The sequence below is a fragment of the Streptococcus sp. VTCC 12905 genome, from assembly GCF_049893385.1.
GTDB lineage: Bacteria > Bacillota > Bacilli > Lactobacillales > Streptococcaceae > Streptococcus > Streptococcus suis_AA.
The window spans coordinates 14,174-31,245 of sequence record NZ_JBMVJC010000027.1 but is presented as its reverse complement, the minus strand read 5'-3'; the positions used below and the strand labels follow the sequence as shown (position 1 = coordinate 31,245).

The window sequence follows — 17,072 nt, the reverse complement described above, 5'->3', positions numbered from 1 at the left end:
ATCCTCCAGTTTGTTTTTTATAACAGTATACTGGAGGAAGGAGTGATTGGATAGATACCTTGTTATGGGGCGCTTACAATCTTTTTTAGTACCTTCGTGAATAAAAAAGAGAGAATCTTACGACTCTCTCCACACTATTATTTAGTTTTTTCAACACCTAGAATTTTCACATCATAGCTACCTGCTGGTGTTTCAATTGTAGCTACATCCCCTGTCTTCTTACCAATCAAGGCTCTACCAATTGGACTTTCGTTAGAAATTTTATTGGCAAAAGCATCAGCTCCAGCTGCACCGACAATATGGTAAACTTCTTCTTCTGTCTCACCAACTTCTTGAACTGTTACTGTTCTACCAATTGCCACTTCGTCTGCAGCAACAGCATCACTATTTACAATTTCAGCATAGCGAATTTTGGTTTCAATCGTTGAAATTTGACCTTCAACAAAAGCTTGTTCATCTTTTGCCGCTTCATATTCAGAGTTCTCTGAAAGGTCCCCATATGAACGTGCAATTTTAATGCGTTCCACAATTTCTGGACGACGAACGAGTTTTAATTCTTCTAACTCTTTTTCTAATTTTTCTTTTTCTTCCAAAGTCATTGGATATGTTTTTTCTGCCATGTTCTTTTCCTCTTTCATTTTTTTCAAGAAAACAAAATTATGTGGAATACCACATAATTTTGTTCTAGTAAAGACTAATTTATTCTAAATGCGCATTGACATAATTTGCAACATTTTGATCATGTTCTTCAATAGTCTGCGCAAAGTAAACTGTTCCTGTTGTAACATCAGCTACAAAGTAGAGATAGTCAGTTGTATTCGCATTAATTACTGCATCAACCGCAGCCAGACTTGGACTATCAACCGGACCAGGCATCAAGCCTGCTCTCCAATAGATATTATAAGGAGATTCGATTGAAGTGTCAATATTCGTATCCTCGGCCAAAGTTGTTTCCTCTCCTAGTTTACCTTGGGCATAGAGAATTGCAATATTGGACTGAAGAGGCATTCCTGCATTTAAGCGATTAAAGAATACACTTGCAATATTACGACGATCTTCATCTGTTGATCCCTCTTTTTCAACAAGGGACGCAAGTGTCAGTACTTCATTTACAGTTAGGTTTTTATTAGCAATTGCTTCATAATAAGGTTGAAGGCGAGCATCTGTTGTTGAAATCATTTGCTCAACCAAGTCTTCGATTGTTGTATCGTCATAATAATCATAAACAGCTGGGAAGAGGTAACCCTCTAATCTGTAAATAACCCCACTATCCGCAGCAGGTAGGCTAGCAAATAAGTTTGGATAGGTTGCAACCATTCGATCAATGAATTCTTGATTTGTTACTGTAGCTAAAAATTCCTCACTGGTAAATGGTGTTTTATCAGTTTTATCATCCGTTTTAGCATTCAATGTAACTGAATTCGCAATTTGTGTAAGTGTATAACCTTCAACGATTAACACTTTTCCTGCAGGTTCCTCTTGAGCAGTCGGTGTTCCACTTTCTTGCAAAGCTTTCGCAAGATCATCTACTGACATACTTTGCGATAGGTTATAAAATCCACTCTGGTAATTATTATAACTCTTAATTTTTGAGTAATAATTAAAAACAGTAGCATTTTTTATTAGGTCATTCTCAAAGAGAATATTTGCGATTTCCTTAGTAGAGGATCCTTCAGGAATCTCCACTTGAATTGTTTTTGTGGCTTCAGTATTAATAGGCTCCAAGCTTGATTTTACCCAGAAGAAACCAAACGTACAAGTAGCTAAAAAGAAGACAACTACCAATGACATAACCACCGCAACAATTCTTTTTGCCGTTCTGTCCTGTTTCTTTCGTTTTTGCTTATTTTTACTATGTGTACGACGTCTTGGTTGACTTTCTTCGACTTTTATTGGCTCTTTTGAAACTGCCACTGAAGGGGCTATCAAAGTCGCTTCCAGTGGAATAATTTCTGTATCACCAGTAACAGTCGAAACATCTTCTTTAGGGAAGTCGATAAATGTGTCCTCTAACGATGGACTTGTTGAATGAGCATCAAAACTCTCTTCAGACTGAACTGAAGCAGAACCCATTTTTTCAGATTCAAGCAACTGATCTCCTAAAAGTTCTGAATTAGCTGAAATGAAATTTCTAAGTTCTTCCAAATTACGCTCAACTGTATCTTGTAATACAGGTTGTGGTTGATCTCCCACGTTGCTATCAGTTTGTTTTTCATCCAATACTGTTATTTCGTCTGAAATACTCTCATCAGCACGCTCTTCTAATACTTTTGGAAGCTCTTCTGGTTCGAATTCAGCGACTTCACTATGATCAATTTCATTTTTCGAAACAGAAGCGATTGCCTCAATCTCCTCAACAACTTTATCATTTACTTGAGACAAGGTCTCTTCCGGTTGTCCTTCAAGGCGCTGCGCTTTCAATTCTTCGAGTTCACGTAAAATTTGATCACGAAAACTTGAAGGCTGTGCACTGTTGTCATTCTCTTTCGTCACAATTACACTCCTTTCACACAGTTACCATTCATTATAACTTAAAGCATTTATAAATGCAAGAAATTCCTGTTTTAGGGAGCATTCCAGTACATATCAAACCATGAAGTACCACCAAATTCAGACTCAGAAGGTCCGAAATCTGTAAAATGATTTATTTCATAATAACCGACTAAAACTTCTTTACAAGTTAAAGCAATTCCCACATAACCTTCTTGAAGAGCAACTTCTTTCAACGCTGCTATTAATAGTGTTCCAATTCCCTGTCCTTGATAATTTTTCGACACAGATAAACTAGCAATAGCCAGATAATTACCAACTGGAATGGTATCAGAAGATAAATAAAAAATCGCATCTGTCACCTTAGGAGTGGTGCATGGGCATGAGAGGATAAAGCCCACTAATTCACCATTGTTTTCCATTACAAGACATGTTTTTTGAAGCCTGTCAAGATAGGTAGCAAGGACAGCTTCCGAAATTTGTTCCTGGCTTGAAAAATTAGCTTGTTCAAGCTCCACTACTTGCTCTAAATCTGAGAATTTTGCAAAACGAATTTCCATACATTTTCCCTTAAATAGCGGAAAAACAGGGGCTAAAAGCCTCCGTCTTCCACTTTATTGAACATTATTTGTAAGGCTGGACAAAAGTCTTTCAAATGAGTACTCATATGACTGAATGTCACCTGCTCCCATAAATACATAGACTGCGTTGTCATGATCCAACAGCGGTGAGGTATTTTCAACAGTAAGTAAGCCACCTTTTTTATTGATTTTAGCTGCCAAATCTTCTACCTTGACCTGACCATTATCTGTTTCACGTGCTGAACCATAAATTTGAGCAAGGTATACTGCATCAGCACCATTCAAAGCATCTGCAAATTCATCCAAGAGGGCAATGGTGCGAGTAAAGGTATGTGGTTGGAAAATGGCAACCAATTCTTTACTAGGATATTTTTGACGTGCGGCATCAATCGTCGCAATGATTTCAGTTGGATGGTGAGCAAAGTCATCAATAATGACTGTGTTATTAACCACTTTTTCTGTGAAGCGACGTTTTACACCACCAAAAGTCTTCAAATGCTCTGCAACCAACTGCAAATCGAAACCAGCGACATAAAGGGTAGCAATAACAGCTGTTGCATTCATCACATTATGCTTACCAAATGTCGGAATTTGGAATTCACCCAACTCTTCCTCGCCGTGACGCACCTTAAACTGTGATCCTGTAGTAGAAGGTTTGAGGTCATAGGCAATAAAATCATTGTTTTCGTTTAAACCATAGTAAAAGATGGGAGCATTTGCAGTGACTCTTCGAAGTTGCTCGTCTTCACCATATACAAAGAGACCTTTTTTTACTTGTTTTGCATAATCATTGAAAGCGTTAAATACATCTTCAAGACTTGTAAAGTAATCAGGGTGGTCAAAGTCAATATTTGTGATGATGCTATACTCCGGATTGTAGGGTGCAAAATGACGTTCATATTCATCTGACTCAAATACAAAATACTGAGCATTTGCTGAACCACGGCCAGTACCATCACCAATTAGAAACGATGTATCCGTAATATTACGCATAACATGCGCTAAGAGCCCTGTTGTTGAGGTCTTACCATGGGCACCTGCAACACCAAGACTTGTAAAGTCTTTCATAAATTCGCCCAAGAATTCATGGTAGCGTTTATAGGTATACCCATGTTCATCAGCAAATGCGATTTCAACATTATTGTCTGGACGGAAGGCGTTACCTGCAATTAATTCAACATCCGCTGTGATGTTTTTTTCATCAAATGGAAAGATTGGAATGCCAGCTTGTTCCAGCCCTCTTTGAGTAAAGTAATACTTTTCTACATCACTCCCCTGTACCTTGTGCCCCATTTGATGTAACATCAAAGCGAGCGCACTCATACCAGACCCTTTTATTCCAATAAAGTGATAGACTTTAGACATTTCGTTCCTCTTCTATATGTGTTAAATTCAATTCCTGTGCAAGCTGACGTTCTCTCTGAATGGTCCGTTCTGGATAATTATAGACTTGGCTTTTTTTCAAAAAATCGTAAGAATTCTTTTTTACAGATTGAACTTGTTTACGATCCTCTTTCTTGAGTGAATAGACAGTTGGCATATCCGCTAAAATATACTCTGACTGACGTAAATTATTAGCCAAGCGAGTCAGTCTATCCACTTTTGTTCCAACTGTAGTTTCAGATGGAACAACAACTGGTCGGACACGAGATGGTTGAATCACAGTTTTCTCATCTCTCAAATAACCAGCCGACCGCTTTTTCTTTAAATCCTCTCTTGCTTTTTCGCGAGCCAGTTGTCCTTGAGTTTTTTCAGCAGGTGATTTGACTCTTACTAACTGTTGCCGATCTTTTCTTGAGTATCGACTCGGTGTAGCTTCAAAAAGTGGTGGTAATAGCTCGTCTTCTGACTGGGAGCTAGAACTATCTTGAGCCGACTTCTTTTTTTCTGTAGCCATTACGAAATCTCGCTCCTGATACGGCCCTTTAATATTACTGATTAAATCACTTTCATCATATAAACTCATTACAGGGTTAGCACCAATCAGAATCTCGTTATCTGCAACTAATGGAAATTTTCTCGCTTGTCGAATCATAAGTCATTCCTTTCAAAGACATATTATACCACATTTTTGTAAATTTTCCTTATCCTGTATATATACACCTATATGTACACCTATTGGATTCCTAAAATCTCGCGGATATCCTCTGCAGTTAATTGTGAGCGGCTTTCATTCCCATCAAGTACTGTCTTTACAAGATTTCTTTTATTCTCTTGTAGCTCTAGAATTTTTTCTTCAATAGTCCCACGAGTAATCAATCGGTAACATTCAACCATCTCTGTTTGACCCATTCTGTGGGCACGACTGATGGCTTGTGCTTCAACAGCTGGATTCCACCATAAGTCTACTAAAATAACTGTATCAGCTCCTGTTAAATTCAGTCCAACACCGCCTGCTTTCAATGAAATAAGAAAGGCATCTCGGCTGCCTGCATTAAATGCTCGAGTCATTTCCTGTCGTTGATTTGCAGGAGTTGAGCCAGTTAAGGTATAGGATGTTAATCCAATTTCTTCCAGTTGAGACTCAATTTGCTCTAACATATTTCGAAACTGAGAAAAAATAAGAACTCGCCGATTCCCTTCTTTTAATTGAATTAATAATTCTCTCAAACTATTTAACTTGCCACTTTCCCCCTTATAGGAATCCAAAAATAGGCTTGGAGTATCGCAAATCTGCCTTAATCGAGTGATTCCCGACAGAATTTCGATTTTACTTCGATTAATTTGCGCATCAGTTGCACCAAGAACTTGTGATTGCATTTGTTGAAGTTGTGCTAAATAAACTGTCTTTTGTTCATCAGTTAATTCATTCAGAACATTGACTTCAATTAAATCTGGTAACTCTCTGAGAACATCTTCTTTATGACGCCTCAACACAAATGGTTGTATCGTTCGAGCTAATTCTTTAGCTGTCATCTTACTAAAGGCTTGCTTATTGGGTAACAATCCTGGAAGAACGATTTGGAAAATAGACCATAATTCTGTTAAGTGATTTTCAATCGGTGTTCCAGATAAGGCAAAACAGTTCCCTACTTCAAATTCACGAAGTAATTGGGCAATTTTTGATTGGGCATTTTTCATGACCTGAGCCTCATCCAAAATGAGGTAATCAAATCTCTCCTGCTTGTATAGCTCTACATCCTGCCTAAAGGACGGATAAGATGTCACTAAAATTTGCTTTCTATTTGCAATAATCTCTTCACGTTGTTCTCTGGTACCATGAACAACAGCCACATCAAGTTCAGGTGCAAATCTGTTACACTCCTCTAACCAATTGTAAATGAGACTGGAAGGTGCCAATATCAATACTTTTGAGTCTTCACTTAGTCGACTAGTCAGAAAAGAGATGGTTTGTAAGGTCTTTCCTAATCCCATATCATCAGCTAGAATCCCTCCAAAACCATAAGTATCTAACATAGATAACCATTTAACACCAATCTGTTGATAATCTCTAAGCGGGGTAGTGACTCTCAATTCAGGAAGTGGGAAACGTTCTGGCTGAGCGAGATAGGTCGCCATTTCTAAAAACTCTTTCGTAAATTGGACTTGTTCAAAGTTTGCAAAAGATTGAGACAATTGGTATCCTACTAAAGCATGGACCTGAAGTTGTCCAGTTTGATTGTGGCGGGCTCGTAAGTTAATAAGTGTTTGACTAATTTTCTTTGTGTCTTCATCAAAGACTAAGACCTTTCCACTGGTACTAGTATAATAGTCTTCTTGATTTAATAAAGCCTGAATAGCCTGATCAATTTCAATCGGATCAACTTCGGACAAATCAAAAGAAATATCCAAAAGTGAACCATTACGAGTCACCTCTATTTGTGGCTTAGCTTCAATGATTAAATCTTGAATATCATCTGATAAGACCACTTTCCCCATTTTTTCCAAAGCTGGTACTTGCTGACGGAAAAAAGGATATAACTCTGTTTGACTAAGCGAAGCCCTATAAGCCTTATACGTTCCATGAAAACCAGCAAGGTTGATTGTTTGAAAAACAGCCTCCAAGTGTTGGAAATGGCTCGCAAATGGTAATAGAGCTAATTCCTCTTCACTGCTTACCATTCTACCACCAAAGTTTAACAGCAATTGCAAACATAGACGACCATCTGCTTCCATCTTAATGTAAAACTCTGGCTTAAAATCATGTATCCTAAACCGTTTTGGAGCTGACACACTACCAATCGTTTGCAAATCTAATAAACTCAGTGCCAGTCGATCTTGATCGCTGAAATCAACTTGAACTTTTTTATGGCCAGATTCAGTTGGGACTAATTCTGATAGATAGCGAATCAGATTTTCTTGCCAGCGATTGACACTATAAACAATCCCATCCACCAATAGAAAACGCCCTTGAAATAGCTGTCGATAAGATTTCTCATGAATGACCATTTCAATCATGTGCGTGTGGACCGTTACATCAAAGTGAAACAAACCTGCATCTTCACTCAACGGAAAAACGTTCATAGAACGATAAGATTGCTGCTGATACGAAAATTCAAATACAGCTAGCTGGTTCAGCAATTCCAGCCCTTCTTCAAAATAGGCCTGAGGTAAGCGAAAATGTCTTCCAAAATGTATAAGAATATCTGAGTCCAATCCAACTTTCTCTGGTACCAAATTCCATAGAAATTCTAATAAAGCCTGACTCGGCTCATCAAAATTTTCATACGCAACCAGCTCATAATAATTTTTTCCAATTTGGTAATAACCATTAACTTTTACCAGACGCAAAAATGCACCAATATCTCTTACAATATAAGAACGACTATCTGGCAGACGGGAAATTTTCAAAGTCCAATCAATCTGACGATCAAAAGGCAACAAACTTCCTTCCACAGATAACTGATACTTGATCCCCATTTCTGGCTTTGGACGAAGAATCTCATCTAAAAATAGACCACCAAAATAGGTTCGACGAACGGTTTCTTTATGTTCATCCCCCTCTTCTTTCATGGATTGACTTATATCCTTGCCCGACCTATCATTTTTCAAGAAATACTCCGTAGCAGCTAAATGTTGGCAGTAACCCTTGCTCTGAAATAATTGACAGCTACATTGTAGATCGCTATCCTCATCTCCATACACAAAGTGTTCTCCGGCAATATCAAGCTCCATTTTGCCATTCTTACTTTGAAGAACTGTCAATTGTCCAGCCTCGTATAAATCAATTCCTTCTTGGCGAATCCGCCCCGGCATCATACGACCCATTCAAGCTCCTTTTCTTTTTGTCATTTGTTTTTTTAATAATGCAAAGTGTGACAAGCTAGAAATCCGATTTCCGTAGCAAATATTTGCAATCCTGCTTCTCACTGCACGTCTGACCATTACGACTATTGTGAACTACACTCCCTATTTTCAACCTCATAAGGTCATCCAAACCTTCTTGTAAACTACATGACAATACTAATACTCTTCAAAAATCAAAATTAACCATTGTCAAAAGCCTTGATGAGTGAAAAGCTACAAATGGAGCTTTTCAGCCTGTCACCTTGAAATAAGAAAGTGACAGAGTTTTGTCTTCGGCTTAATGTCACGAACACCATTCTCTATATTTTCAACCCTCAACTATCTCCAAGGTAGTTGAAGCTAGGCTACTTTTGATGTTCATTGAGTATTGTCTATATCAAAATCATTATCATTCCATTATAGCAGATTTTAAGGGAATTTTCCCCGACTAGGCATCAAAAAAAACACCAGCTGTAAATCTGATGTCTCTAATGAATAGCTAAATAATAAATCGTTACTTGCCACATTTTCAAGATTGTTTTTCCGCATTTCCAAAGCCAAAATAGAGCAAACAACAAGAAAACAATTGCCACTACTCCGTGAATCAAGCCTTTTCCTTCCAAGAAAAATACGAAAAAGAAGACGGTCACACAAGTAAGCAAGGCAAAGAGTAAGACATGAATCAGAACTCCTAACCAACCTAGCCAGTAGCGAAATCCAAAGGGAGGGTGTTTCCTTTCAGCAAAGTCTGCTAGACCAGTCAAAAACTCAACCAACAACTCAACCAAAAAATCCACACTAGTCTTCCTTTCTGACCTGTCGGTAATACTTTGTTCGTCGGACGAGGGATTTAATCGCATATAGGGATAGGAAGCTAAGGCCAATTGCACATAACAAAAAGAAGATGAAAAGCAATACCGTAGGCTGTTCAAATCGATTATAGACCATGGTTGGACCATATGTAAAAGCAATAAAATAGGAGATCAAGGTCGCAAAAGTAACCCAAAGACAGGCGACCAGACCCAGCCAATAATGAAAACCGAATGGTTTATACTGACTATCTTCATAGAAAATGGAATAGAAGGCCAAGATCGAAAGCAATAGAAAGAATAATCGCCATATTGGGATTGATATCATACAAATTACTCCTACTTTCATTCTAGAATATTTGTGAATACTTGCAATGAAAAAAGAGGTTGCCCTCTTTTCGAACCTGTATTCACAAGTGAAGTGTTTGTATATAAGAGATAGTTTTTTCGCTAATCAAGGCAGTTATTTGTGGGAATACTGACTGTATTTTGAAAAAATAAACGATGAGTAGCTGAAAAACTAGCCTTGAATAGAAGTGCTGAACTGTGAATGCAGGTTATTATTTCCGTTTCCGTGCAATCAAATGAATCGGTGTCCCTTCAAATACAAAGGCTTTGCGGATTTGATTTTCCAAGAAACGCATGTAAGAAAAATGCATGAGTTCTTCTTCATTGACAAAGACCACAAATGTCGGTGGCTTGGTCGCAACTTGAGTCGCGTAGAAAATCTTTAGGCGTTTACCCTTATCAGTTGGTGTTGGATTGATAGCAATAGCATCCATGATGACATCGTTGAGAACAGCCGATGGAATACGGGTATTCTGGCTTTCACTAATGGCTTTAATCATCTCAGGTAACTTATTCAAACGTTGTTTTGTTAAAGCCGATACAAAGATAATCGGTGCATAGGACAAGTATTGGAATTGGTCACGAATGTCGTCTTCCCACTGCTTCATGGTATGATTGTCTTTTTCAAGCGTATCCCACTTATTGACCACGATAATCATTCCCTTGCCGGCTTCATGGGCAAAACCTGCGATGCGTTTGTCATACTCACGAATACCCTCTTCAGCATTGATGACCATCAATATGACGTCCGAACGTTCAATGGCACGCATGGCACGCATAACGGAATATTTCTCCGTATTTTCATAGACCTTACCAGACTTGCGCATCCCTGCGGTATCAATCATGGTAAATTCTTGACCTTCTGGGTCTGTAAAGTGCGTATCAATGGCATCACGAGTCGTTCCAGCTACTGGAGAAGCAATCACGCGCTCTTCGCCCAAAATAGCATTAATCAAGCTGGATTTACCAACATTCGGACGACCAATCAAGCTGAACTTGATAATATCTGGATTTTCTTCTGCTTCCTGAGCTGGTAGGTTTTCAATGATAGCATCCAAGACATCCCCTGTTCCGATACCGTGAACAGAAGATACTGGATAAGGATCTCCAAGACCGAGTGAATAGAAATCGTAGATGTCATTACGCATTTCAGGGTTATCAACTTTATTGACAACCAAAATAACTGGTTTGTTTGTCTTATAAAGGATACGAGATACATACTCATCTGCATCTGTCACACCTTCCTTACCTGATACAACAAAGACGATGACATCGGCTTCATCCATGGCAATCTCAGCCTGATGTTTGATTTGTTCCATAAAAGGTGCATCCACATCATCAATACCACCTGTATCAATCAAGGAAAACTTACGATTCAGCCACTCACCAGTAGCATAGATACGGTCACGGGTCACACCTTCCACGTCTTCTACGATAGAAATACGTTCCCCTGCAATACGGTTAAATAAGGTTGATTTACCAACGTTGGGACGTCCAACGATGGCGATAGTTGGTAGAGCCATAGCTCCTCCTCTTCTAATATAGTCATTTTTGTTTGTCTTTTATAAGGTCGACGCATGAGGAAACTTCGTTTCCCTATTTCCAACTTCAAATAATGTCATCATTATTTGAACTCGCTTTGCCGTACTTTGCGTAAGAGGCTTGCTATCATCGCAAGTCTCATTTCCAGCCTTGTACAGTTCGCTAGACTGTACAAGCTGTCTACAGCTTTTGATGTGAACTTGGTTCACTTTATCAACAACCTCAAACTGTCTCCCAGACAGTTTGAGCGAGTACTAAAAGCAACCAAAAAAACCATAACTTACAATAGTTTATTTTTTTCTAATATAGCCCTCGTTTCAGGCTGCTCTGGCTGACCAAATTGAGCAATTAGGCGCTCAGACCAGGTTTCTGTTTGGCGAGCTCCTGCATATTCAGTCTGTACTAGGTCATATGATTCAATTGCTTCCACGCCTTGTTCCACATATTCTTCATGGAAAACAATGGCTTCTTTTGCCAAACGTGGTTTAACTGGATGATGTTGAGCAGGCCACCCTAGAGCAATACAGAAAATGGGATAGGTATAATCCGGCAAATTGAACAGCTCCGCTATTGCTAAAGCCTTATAGCGAATCAGTCCAATAAACACTCCGCCGTAGCCCAAGCTTTCTGCCGCTAATAAGGTATTCTGACCGGCCAAAGAAGCATCAACTGATGAAATCAAGAGGTTCTCTGGTCCTTTGGCATCAAAGTCTGAACCATGAAGCTCCGCCGCCTTGCTGGCACGATTGTGGTCCCCAACAAAAACAAGAATTGCCTGAGCTTGAAGAATGGCAGGCTGTGGTACCAAGTCATATAGTGCTTGTTTTTTTGCTTCTGTTTGGACGACAACAATGGAATAGGACTGAAAATTTTTCCAGCTAGAGGCAGCTCGCCCAGCTGCGATGATTGTTTCAAGATCTTCTGCTACAAGAGGCTCCTCCGTAAAACGACGAACAGAGCTATGGTTCAACATTAAATCAATCGTTTCATTCATCGGCGGTTATTTCCTTTCAAATGTAAATCACGTGCTAAATAACGAATCCGCTCCATAACCCGCTTGGCCTGCCAGGTCTCATCACCAGACTTGCCGGATGCAAAATGACGTTCCAAATCATCAAAGGAGAAATTGGAAGTAAAGAAGGTCGGCAGATTTTCCTGCATACGGTACTGAAGAATGACCTGTAAAACATCATCACGCACCCACGGGCTATGTTGCTCCGCTCCGATATCGTCTAATACCAAGACTTGAGCCAACTTGATTTCGTCAATTCGCTCCTTGACAGAACCATCTCTGATGGCATTTTTTATATCGACAACAAAAGTTGGATAATGGAGCATGGTGGTTGATTGAAGATAGGTTTTGGATAACAAATTGGCTAAATAGGCCATCAAATAGCTTTTACCAATACCGAAGTTACCATAGATATAAAGACCTTTTGGTTTTTCTTCAAAGCGTTTGACAAAATCCGTTATGGCTAGCATGACTTCCACACGATTTTCATCATTCTTATCAATATCTGCCACAGTGACATTTTTCAAACTTGCCGGCATATTTATAAGCTGAATTCGGTTCTTGATAGCTTCTAAACGACGGTATTCGACCAATTCTTCTGTTTCGAGATAGGAAACATCCGCATAGCCTTCATTCATCACCAAAACAGGTTGGTAACCTTTGGCGATATAGGCCTCATCTTGTTTTACAAACAAATCACGCTGGCTGATATATTCCAAAAATTTGGAAATGGACAGGGTAATCTCCTTTTGAGTCAACCCTTCTTTCTTAATAAAGGCAGCAACTTCAGTATCACTCACTATCTCTTGATAGAGTTGCTGATAAGATTTTGGGCTAGGGTTAGTTGCCTGCGACAACTTATCTTGAACTGGTTTCATCAGCTACCTCCTTTATTTTCCATTTCTTCTAACTCACGATAAAGAGCCGCCAACTTGGCTTGACCTTCTTGTGTTTGTTCTTGTTGAACCTCTTCCTTACTCCAGTCAGGCACATTGCTTTTCTGTGGCTGGCTCGGCTTGGTGACAGCTTGACCTGACTTAAACTCTCTTAGGTAAAGAACAGCTGCCTCTGCACTGCCAATTCCCTTGTAAGAAAAATCATTTCCAAGCTTTATTGCATACTTTTCATTGAGATTGGCAGAGTCAATCTTATTGAAAGTATAGAGAACCAAGATATTAATCACCTCATAAAGCAACCCCATGTTTGCCAAATCCGTTAAGCATTTCCGCTCAGCCATGGTTATAGTTGCCTTACGCTGATCCTTTATAATAGATAGAAATACAAGACTGGATTTCGATTTCGCCTCCCGAACAATAGCTCTTTCCTGGCCAGTGAGGTCGTTTTTTTCTTTTGGCAATGACTGACGTGACTGCTGCAATCGTTTAGTTGAGATTGTATGTCCAATAGCTGTTATTTTAGCCTGACGATAGGTTTCCAACCAGGTCCAACCTGCCTGCTCTGCTATGTAACTTAGTGCGATAATATCCTCAGTTTCATCTTGAAAATACAGCTTATCTTTAGCCATCAGAGCTTTAAATGCTGACCAATCAAAATCCCGATTGGATTCAAAAACAAGAGGAACCTGTCCATCCATTGTAAACACTTGTGAAAAATTTTTGGAAATATTTTGTTCCTGTTTTGGAATATGGACAAGTAAGCTATCCACACTAGCTTCACCAATCTTTTTAGCCAACAAATTCTTATACAAGGGCTTGGCTAAAAAGTTTTTTACAGTTAAAGGAGCTTGTACAGCTATTCCAGTCAACTCATCCGCACGATAGAGTTGCAAAAGCTCCATAGCTGTCAAGACATCTAAGGCCTTTTCCAATCGATTCATACCAAAATCCATATGGTTGAGAATCGAAGTCCATTTAAAACGTCCTTGCCCCTGGTCGGAAAAACTATAAAAGTAATAATAAAGCGCTAAAGCATCAAACCCAATGATGGGTTGGTAACATTTACTCAAACTGATAACATCTGGAATGAAGGCATTTGTCTTTATATAGGTAAATAAATCATTTGGCTTCATCTTTTATTCCCGTTTTTACCTTGCTCCCTTTCGAAATCATTTGTTTGAGCAGATTTTCTAATTCACCAACATCCTTGAACGAACGATAGACTGAAGCAAAACGTACATAGGTAATTTCATCTAATTCAACCAATTCTTCCATCACAAAATTACCAATTACGTCACTTTCAATTTCAGCATCACTAATTGATCGGACCTTTTGTTCTACGCGGTTAACCACTTCGTCTATATCACTGGTTGATACAGGACGCTTTTGGGCAGAACGAATGATTCCATTAAAGATTTTTTCGCGAGAAAATTGTTCTCTGGTACCATCTTTTTTAACAACAACTAATGTTTTTTCCTCAATCCGTTCATATGTGGTAAAACGTTGACCACATTGGTCACACGAGCGACGACGACGAATTGTGTTGCCATCTTCTGCTTGACGGCTGTCTATTACACTTGATTTTAAACTATGACATTTTGGACAACGCATACTCACTCTCCTACGAAAACTTTATCATCTTAGTATAGCATAATTTGAACAAAAACAAAAGAAAGCGAATAAATCACTTTCCTGTCAATGTAAATACTATTTTTTTTATTACTTGTATTGTTTTGTAGCGAACAGGATGTGGGAAGTAATGAAACGTTCCTGGTTTTCGCAAAATATACCCATTAAAATTTTGCTTAAAGCGAAGAACACCATCCGAGCCATCGAATAAGCCCGTAATCCCTAAGAAATTATAAAACTTGATAGATTTTTTTATTGCCTTCTTGATTGCGAATTCTTGTAAAATGATTGGAGCATAGAAACTACTGAACTCCTCAAGTGAACCACTAAATAAATACACCAATTCTTGTTTAGTATATATAAACAAACTAGCAGCAATATCTATATCAGATGTTCCATATTTATTGATCAATTGTTCAGCATTTTGTTTTCGTTGCTCAAAACTCTCTATTTGACTTTCGATTTCGCGTAGTTCATTCCCTTTTTTTCTAGATTTCGGATTTATACTCAAATCTTGCACTAAATTCTCTGCTATTTTTTTCAATTTATCTTCTTGAGAATGTAATAAATCTAGATAGGTAGTCAGATTCAAACTTGCAATCAAGAAATCTGCTCCATCACTAAATGTATCAAATAGATCTTGATAATAATCTAACGGTTTATCTGTATAATCTCTTCTGTTTGAAGTAGCTTCTGTTATAGCTTTAAATCGTGGTAGTTCATCCTTTGTTAATCTAGTAATATTCAGTCCAAAGCTATTAGCCTTCTTACTAAGAACTTTCCCTTTTTTACTGAAGGAGGATACTAAGGTATCTTCAGTAATCCCCTCCAAATCCTTCACATAATGCCAAACTGGCTCTCCATTTGGATAACCCGTTTGTAAACCATCATACTGAAAATCATTCTTAGTCAACATCTCAATCAAATGAGTATCCTCAAAACCTAACGGCTGACCATTGCTATCGAAAGTTTGATAGGTTTGAGAAGGTTTAACGACCAGCTCCAAAACACCCTCATGTTTTGCATAATCTCTTAACGACTGAAAAAATTTTTCCAGATAACTGTTATCACTAACGACTGGACCAGAGTTTAACTCCATATAGAGACCGCCAAACATCTTCTTACAGAACACTAGACTTGAAATAACGATAGTAGAACTGCTATCTCGATACCCAACAAATCGAACATCGTAACCTCGTTTAGTTAGAAGTTCTCCCATTTCAAGGGATTGAAAAAACGATTTTTCACTTACGAGCTTGCAGTGCTGAACAAATTCATTCTTACTTATCTGAGAAAATGTCATGTTTAATGTTCCTCAACTTCTTTATTTTTTTCAGGATAGCTTGAAGAATATTATAGAGAATGGGCGAAAGTATCAGATCAAATTCTCCAATATACTCCTCAATAGTAGGATTAAATTGTGACTTAAACTGATATAACCCACCATCCAATTTTGGTTCAATTCCACCCAAGTTTTGCCAACTTGCACCACGTTCAAATGCTTGCTTAGCTGTCTCTACCCAAGTTAGAAGAGCTGGCTGATAACGTTTAAAATCTTCATCCATCCCAGCATAAATGTTTTCAGATGTTGTTCCAAAATTGATGGTCAATGTTCCTGCCAATGGAACAAAACTTCCCTTCGTTTCCATCAAGGAAGATAAGAAATCTAATTCAGAGTTCAATCTATTCAATTCTTTTAGATTATTATCAACTTTAGTTTGACGTGTTTTTGAAGTAAATGTATTTTTTTCTTCTATTAATTTTTCAACTTGCTGCGTGATGTGATCAGATCGATCAACTACATTTAAATATGCCACAATCAAATAAGAATCTTCTGGGTATACTGTTAAAATTCGGTGATAGTACTCTTTTCCACGTAAGTGGATGGCTTTTCGCTTCTCAGTTTTTTTCAACAACTCAGAAAAATCATCTAACAATTCTTCTCGACCAATGCTAATCTCAAGTCCTTTATTTCTCGCAGTGCGAATGTTTTGATGAACCCGTTTATGTAAGGAATTTTCTGAAAAAACATCCCTATATAAAACCGCATGATGGGTTGGTTGAATTGTATCACCCATCATTTTAGAGCGACCTGACCAGTTACAGCCTAAGTCAACCAACAAATCTTTTATCTCAAATGTCTGTTGACTATCTTCTATTTTTCCATCCATATCCCGTTTTGAAAGGAGCAAGAATGGATCAAACTTAATAAAAATACTTCGATGTAGGTTTCCAAACTCCTTTAAAGAAGTTAGGACAAAAGAAACCAGCTCTTTGTCTTGATAGTCCATCACTGGACCCCTTGGTATGTAAATGACTGTAAAGCTTGCTGGAGAAAGCAGTTTTCGAATCAACACAGAGGCGACTGCAACCAATTTACCATCCTTGTAAAAACCTAGTCTCTCATTTTGCCAACCAACTTTTACATCAGCCCAAGAACTACTTTGCAAGAGATTTGCCTGATCAGAATTCTTTACAAATGTATCATGCTCTTCCACAGTTATACCAATTGTATATGTGTAACTCATTTATTATGTAC

15 protein-coding genes are annotated in these 17,072 nt (G+C 38.3%); all 15 read right to left on the bottom strand.

Annotated features, from left to right (window positions below; genetic code table 11):
- Positions 1-137: 137 nt before the first annotated feature.
- The 15 genes from greA to ACPC58_RS09095 all read right to left on the bottom strand — a co-directional run bounded on the left by greA (position 138) and on the right by ACPC58_RS09095 (position 17,061).
- The gene (greA, locus tag ACPC58_RS09165; RefSeq protein WP_418127093.1) at positions 138-620 is read right to left on the bottom strand and encodes a transcription elongation factor GreA; all 483 of its coding nucleotides are present in this window, start codon (positions 618-620) and stop codon (positions 138-140) included.
- 79 nt (positions 621-699) lie between these two features.
- A complete protein-coding gene (gene mltG / locus ACPC58_RS09160; protein ID WP_434065842.1) occupies positions 700-2,493 on the bottom strand; it encodes an endolytic transglycosylase MltG in 1,794 nt (597 codons plus the stop codon).
- 71 nt (positions 2,494-2,564) lie between these two features.
- Entirely contained in the window at positions 2,565-3,050 is a 486-nt protein-coding gene (locus ACPC58_RS09155; protein ID WP_172036306.1) for a GNAT family N-acetyltransferase, read from the bottom strand.
- A 54-nt stretch (positions 3,051-3,104) separates the two neighbouring features.
- Positions 3,105-4,436 carry a UDP-N-acetylmuramate--L-alanine ligase gene (murC, locus tag ACPC58_RS09150; protein WP_217374734.1) on the bottom strand — a complete coding sequence of 444 codons (1,332 nt, stop codon included), beginning with the start codon at positions 4,434-4,436 and terminating at the stop codon, positions 3,105-3,107.
- The gene (locus ACPC58_RS09145; protein WP_277836818.1) at positions 4,429-5,106 is read right to left on the bottom strand and encodes a hypothetical protein; all 678 of its coding nucleotides are present in this window, start codon (positions 5,104-5,106) and stop codon (positions 4,429-4,431) included. Before ACPC58_RS09145 ends, murC begins: the two co-directional genes overlap by 8 nt.
- An 80-nt stretch (positions 5,107-5,186) precedes the next feature.
- On the bottom strand, positions 5,187-8,279 hold the full coding sequence (locus ACPC58_RS09140; RefSeq protein WP_434065841.1) for a DEAD/DEAH box helicase: 3,093 nt from the start codon (positions 8,277-8,279) through the stop codon (positions 5,187-5,189).
- Between the two features lie 506 nt (positions 8,280-8,785).
- Positions 8,786-9,094 (bottom strand): hypothetical protein, encoded by a 309-nt coding sequence (locus ACPC58_RS09135; protein ID WP_274504610.1) that lies wholly within the window; start codon positions 9,092-9,094, stop codon positions 8,786-8,788.
- A gap of 1 nt (position 9,095) precedes the next feature.
- Positions 9,096-9,434 (bottom strand): MFS transporter, encoded by a 339-nt coding sequence (locus ACPC58_RS09130; protein WP_274504609.1) that lies wholly within the window; start codon positions 9,432-9,434, stop codon positions 9,096-9,098.
- Positions 9,435-9,666: 232 nt separating this feature from the next.
- Positions 9,667-10,977: a ribosome biogenesis GTPase Der gene (gene der, locus ACPC58_RS09125; protein WP_024391139.1), complete on the bottom strand. Its 1,311-nt coding sequence runs from the start codon at positions 10,975-10,977 to the stop codon at positions 9,667-9,669.
- A 299-nt stretch (positions 10,978-11,276) separates the two neighbouring features.
- Complete coding sequence (locus ACPC58_RS09120; RefSeq protein WP_434065840.1) at positions 11,277-11,990, bottom strand: NADPH-dependent oxidoreductase; 714 nt, start codon at positions 11,988-11,990, stop codon at positions 11,277-11,279.
- Positions 11,987-12,886: a primosomal protein DnaI gene (gene dnaI / locus ACPC58_RS09115; protein ID WP_434065839.1), complete on the bottom strand. Its 900-nt coding sequence runs from the start codon at positions 12,884-12,886 to the stop codon at positions 11,987-11,989. Before dnaI ends, ACPC58_RS09120 begins: the two co-directional genes overlap by 4 nt.
- On the bottom strand, positions 12,886-14,037 hold the full coding sequence (locus ACPC58_RS09110; RefSeq protein ID WP_434065838.1) for a replication initiation/membrane attachment protein: 1,152 nt from the start codon (positions 14,035-14,037) through the stop codon (positions 12,886-12,888). The genes dnaI and ACPC58_RS09110 overlap by 1 nt, the downstream gene beginning before the upstream one ends.
- Positions 14,024-14,515: a transcriptional regulator NrdR gene (gene nrdR / locus ACPC58_RS09105; RefSeq protein ID WP_024391135.1), complete on the bottom strand. Its 492-nt coding sequence runs from the start codon at positions 14,513-14,515 to the stop codon at positions 14,024-14,026. The genes ACPC58_RS09110 and nrdR overlap by 14 nt, the downstream gene beginning before the upstream one ends.
- Positions 14,516-14,588: 73 nt before the next feature.
- On the bottom strand, positions 14,589-15,836 hold the full coding sequence (locus tag ACPC58_RS09100) for an aminoacyltransferase (RefSeq protein WP_434065837.1): 1,248 nt from the start codon (positions 15,834-15,836) through the stop codon (positions 14,589-14,591).
- Positions 15,814-17,061, bottom strand: a complete 1,248-nt coding sequence (locus tag ACPC58_RS09095) for an aminoacyltransferase (RefSeq protein ID WP_434065836.1) — start codon at positions 17,059-17,061, stop codon at positions 15,814-15,816. Before ACPC58_RS09095 ends, ACPC58_RS09100 begins: the two co-directional genes overlap by 23 nt.
- Positions 17,062-17,072: the final 11 nt, after the last annotated feature.

Excerpts from the sequence above, each read along its gene's own strand:
- nrdR (WP_024391135.1), bottom strand. The coding sequence starts at position 14,515 with ATGCGTTGTCCAAAATGTCATAGTTTAAAATCAAGTGTAATAGACAGC.
- dnaI (WP_434065839.1), bottom strand. The coding sequence starts at position 12,886 with ATGAAACCAGTTCAAGATAAGTTGTCGCAGGCAACTAACCCTAGCCCA.
- der (WP_024391139.1), bottom strand. The coding sequence starts at position 10,977 with ATGGCTCTACCAACTATCGCCATCGTTGGACGTCCCAACGTTGGTAAA.
- ACPC58_RS09145 (WP_277836818.1), bottom strand. The coding sequence starts at position 5,106 with ATGATTCGACAAGCGAGAAAATTTCCATTAGTTGCAGATAACGAGATT.
- ACPC58_RS09095 (WP_434065836.1), bottom strand. The coding sequence starts at position 17,061 with ATGAGTTACACATATACAATTGGTATAACTGTGGAAGAGCATGATACA.
- ACPC58_RS09130 (WP_274504609.1), bottom strand. The coding sequence starts at position 9,434 with ATGATATCAATCCCAATATGGCGATTATTCTTTCTATTGCTTTCGATC.
- murC (WP_217374734.1), bottom strand. The coding sequence starts at position 4,436 with ATGTCTAAAGTCTATCACTTTATTGGAATAAAAGGGTCTGGTATGAGT.
- ACPC58_RS09155 (WP_172036306.1), bottom strand. The coding sequence starts at position 3,050 with ATGGAAATTCGTTTTGCAAAATTCTCAGATTTAGAGCAAGTAGTGGAG.
- greA (WP_418127093.1), bottom strand. The coding sequence starts at position 620 with ATGGCAGAAAAAACATATCCAATGACTTTGGAAGAAAAAGAAAAATTA.
- ACPC58_RS09120 (WP_434065840.1), bottom strand. The coding sequence starts at position 11,990 with ATGAATGAAACGATTGATTTAATGTTGAACCATAGCTCTGTTCGTCGT.
- ACPC58_RS09110 (WP_434065838.1), bottom strand. The coding sequence starts at position 14,037 with ATGAAGCCAAATGATTTATTTACCTATATAAAGACAAATGCCTTCATT.
- ACPC58_RS09140 (WP_434065841.1), bottom strand. The coding sequence starts at position 8,279 with ATGGGTCGTATGATGCCGGGGCGGATTCGCCAAGAAGGAATTGATTTA.
- ACPC58_RS09100 (WP_434065837.1), bottom strand. The coding sequence starts at position 15,836 with ATGACATTTTCTCAGATAAGTAAGAATGAATTTGTTCAGCACTGCAAG.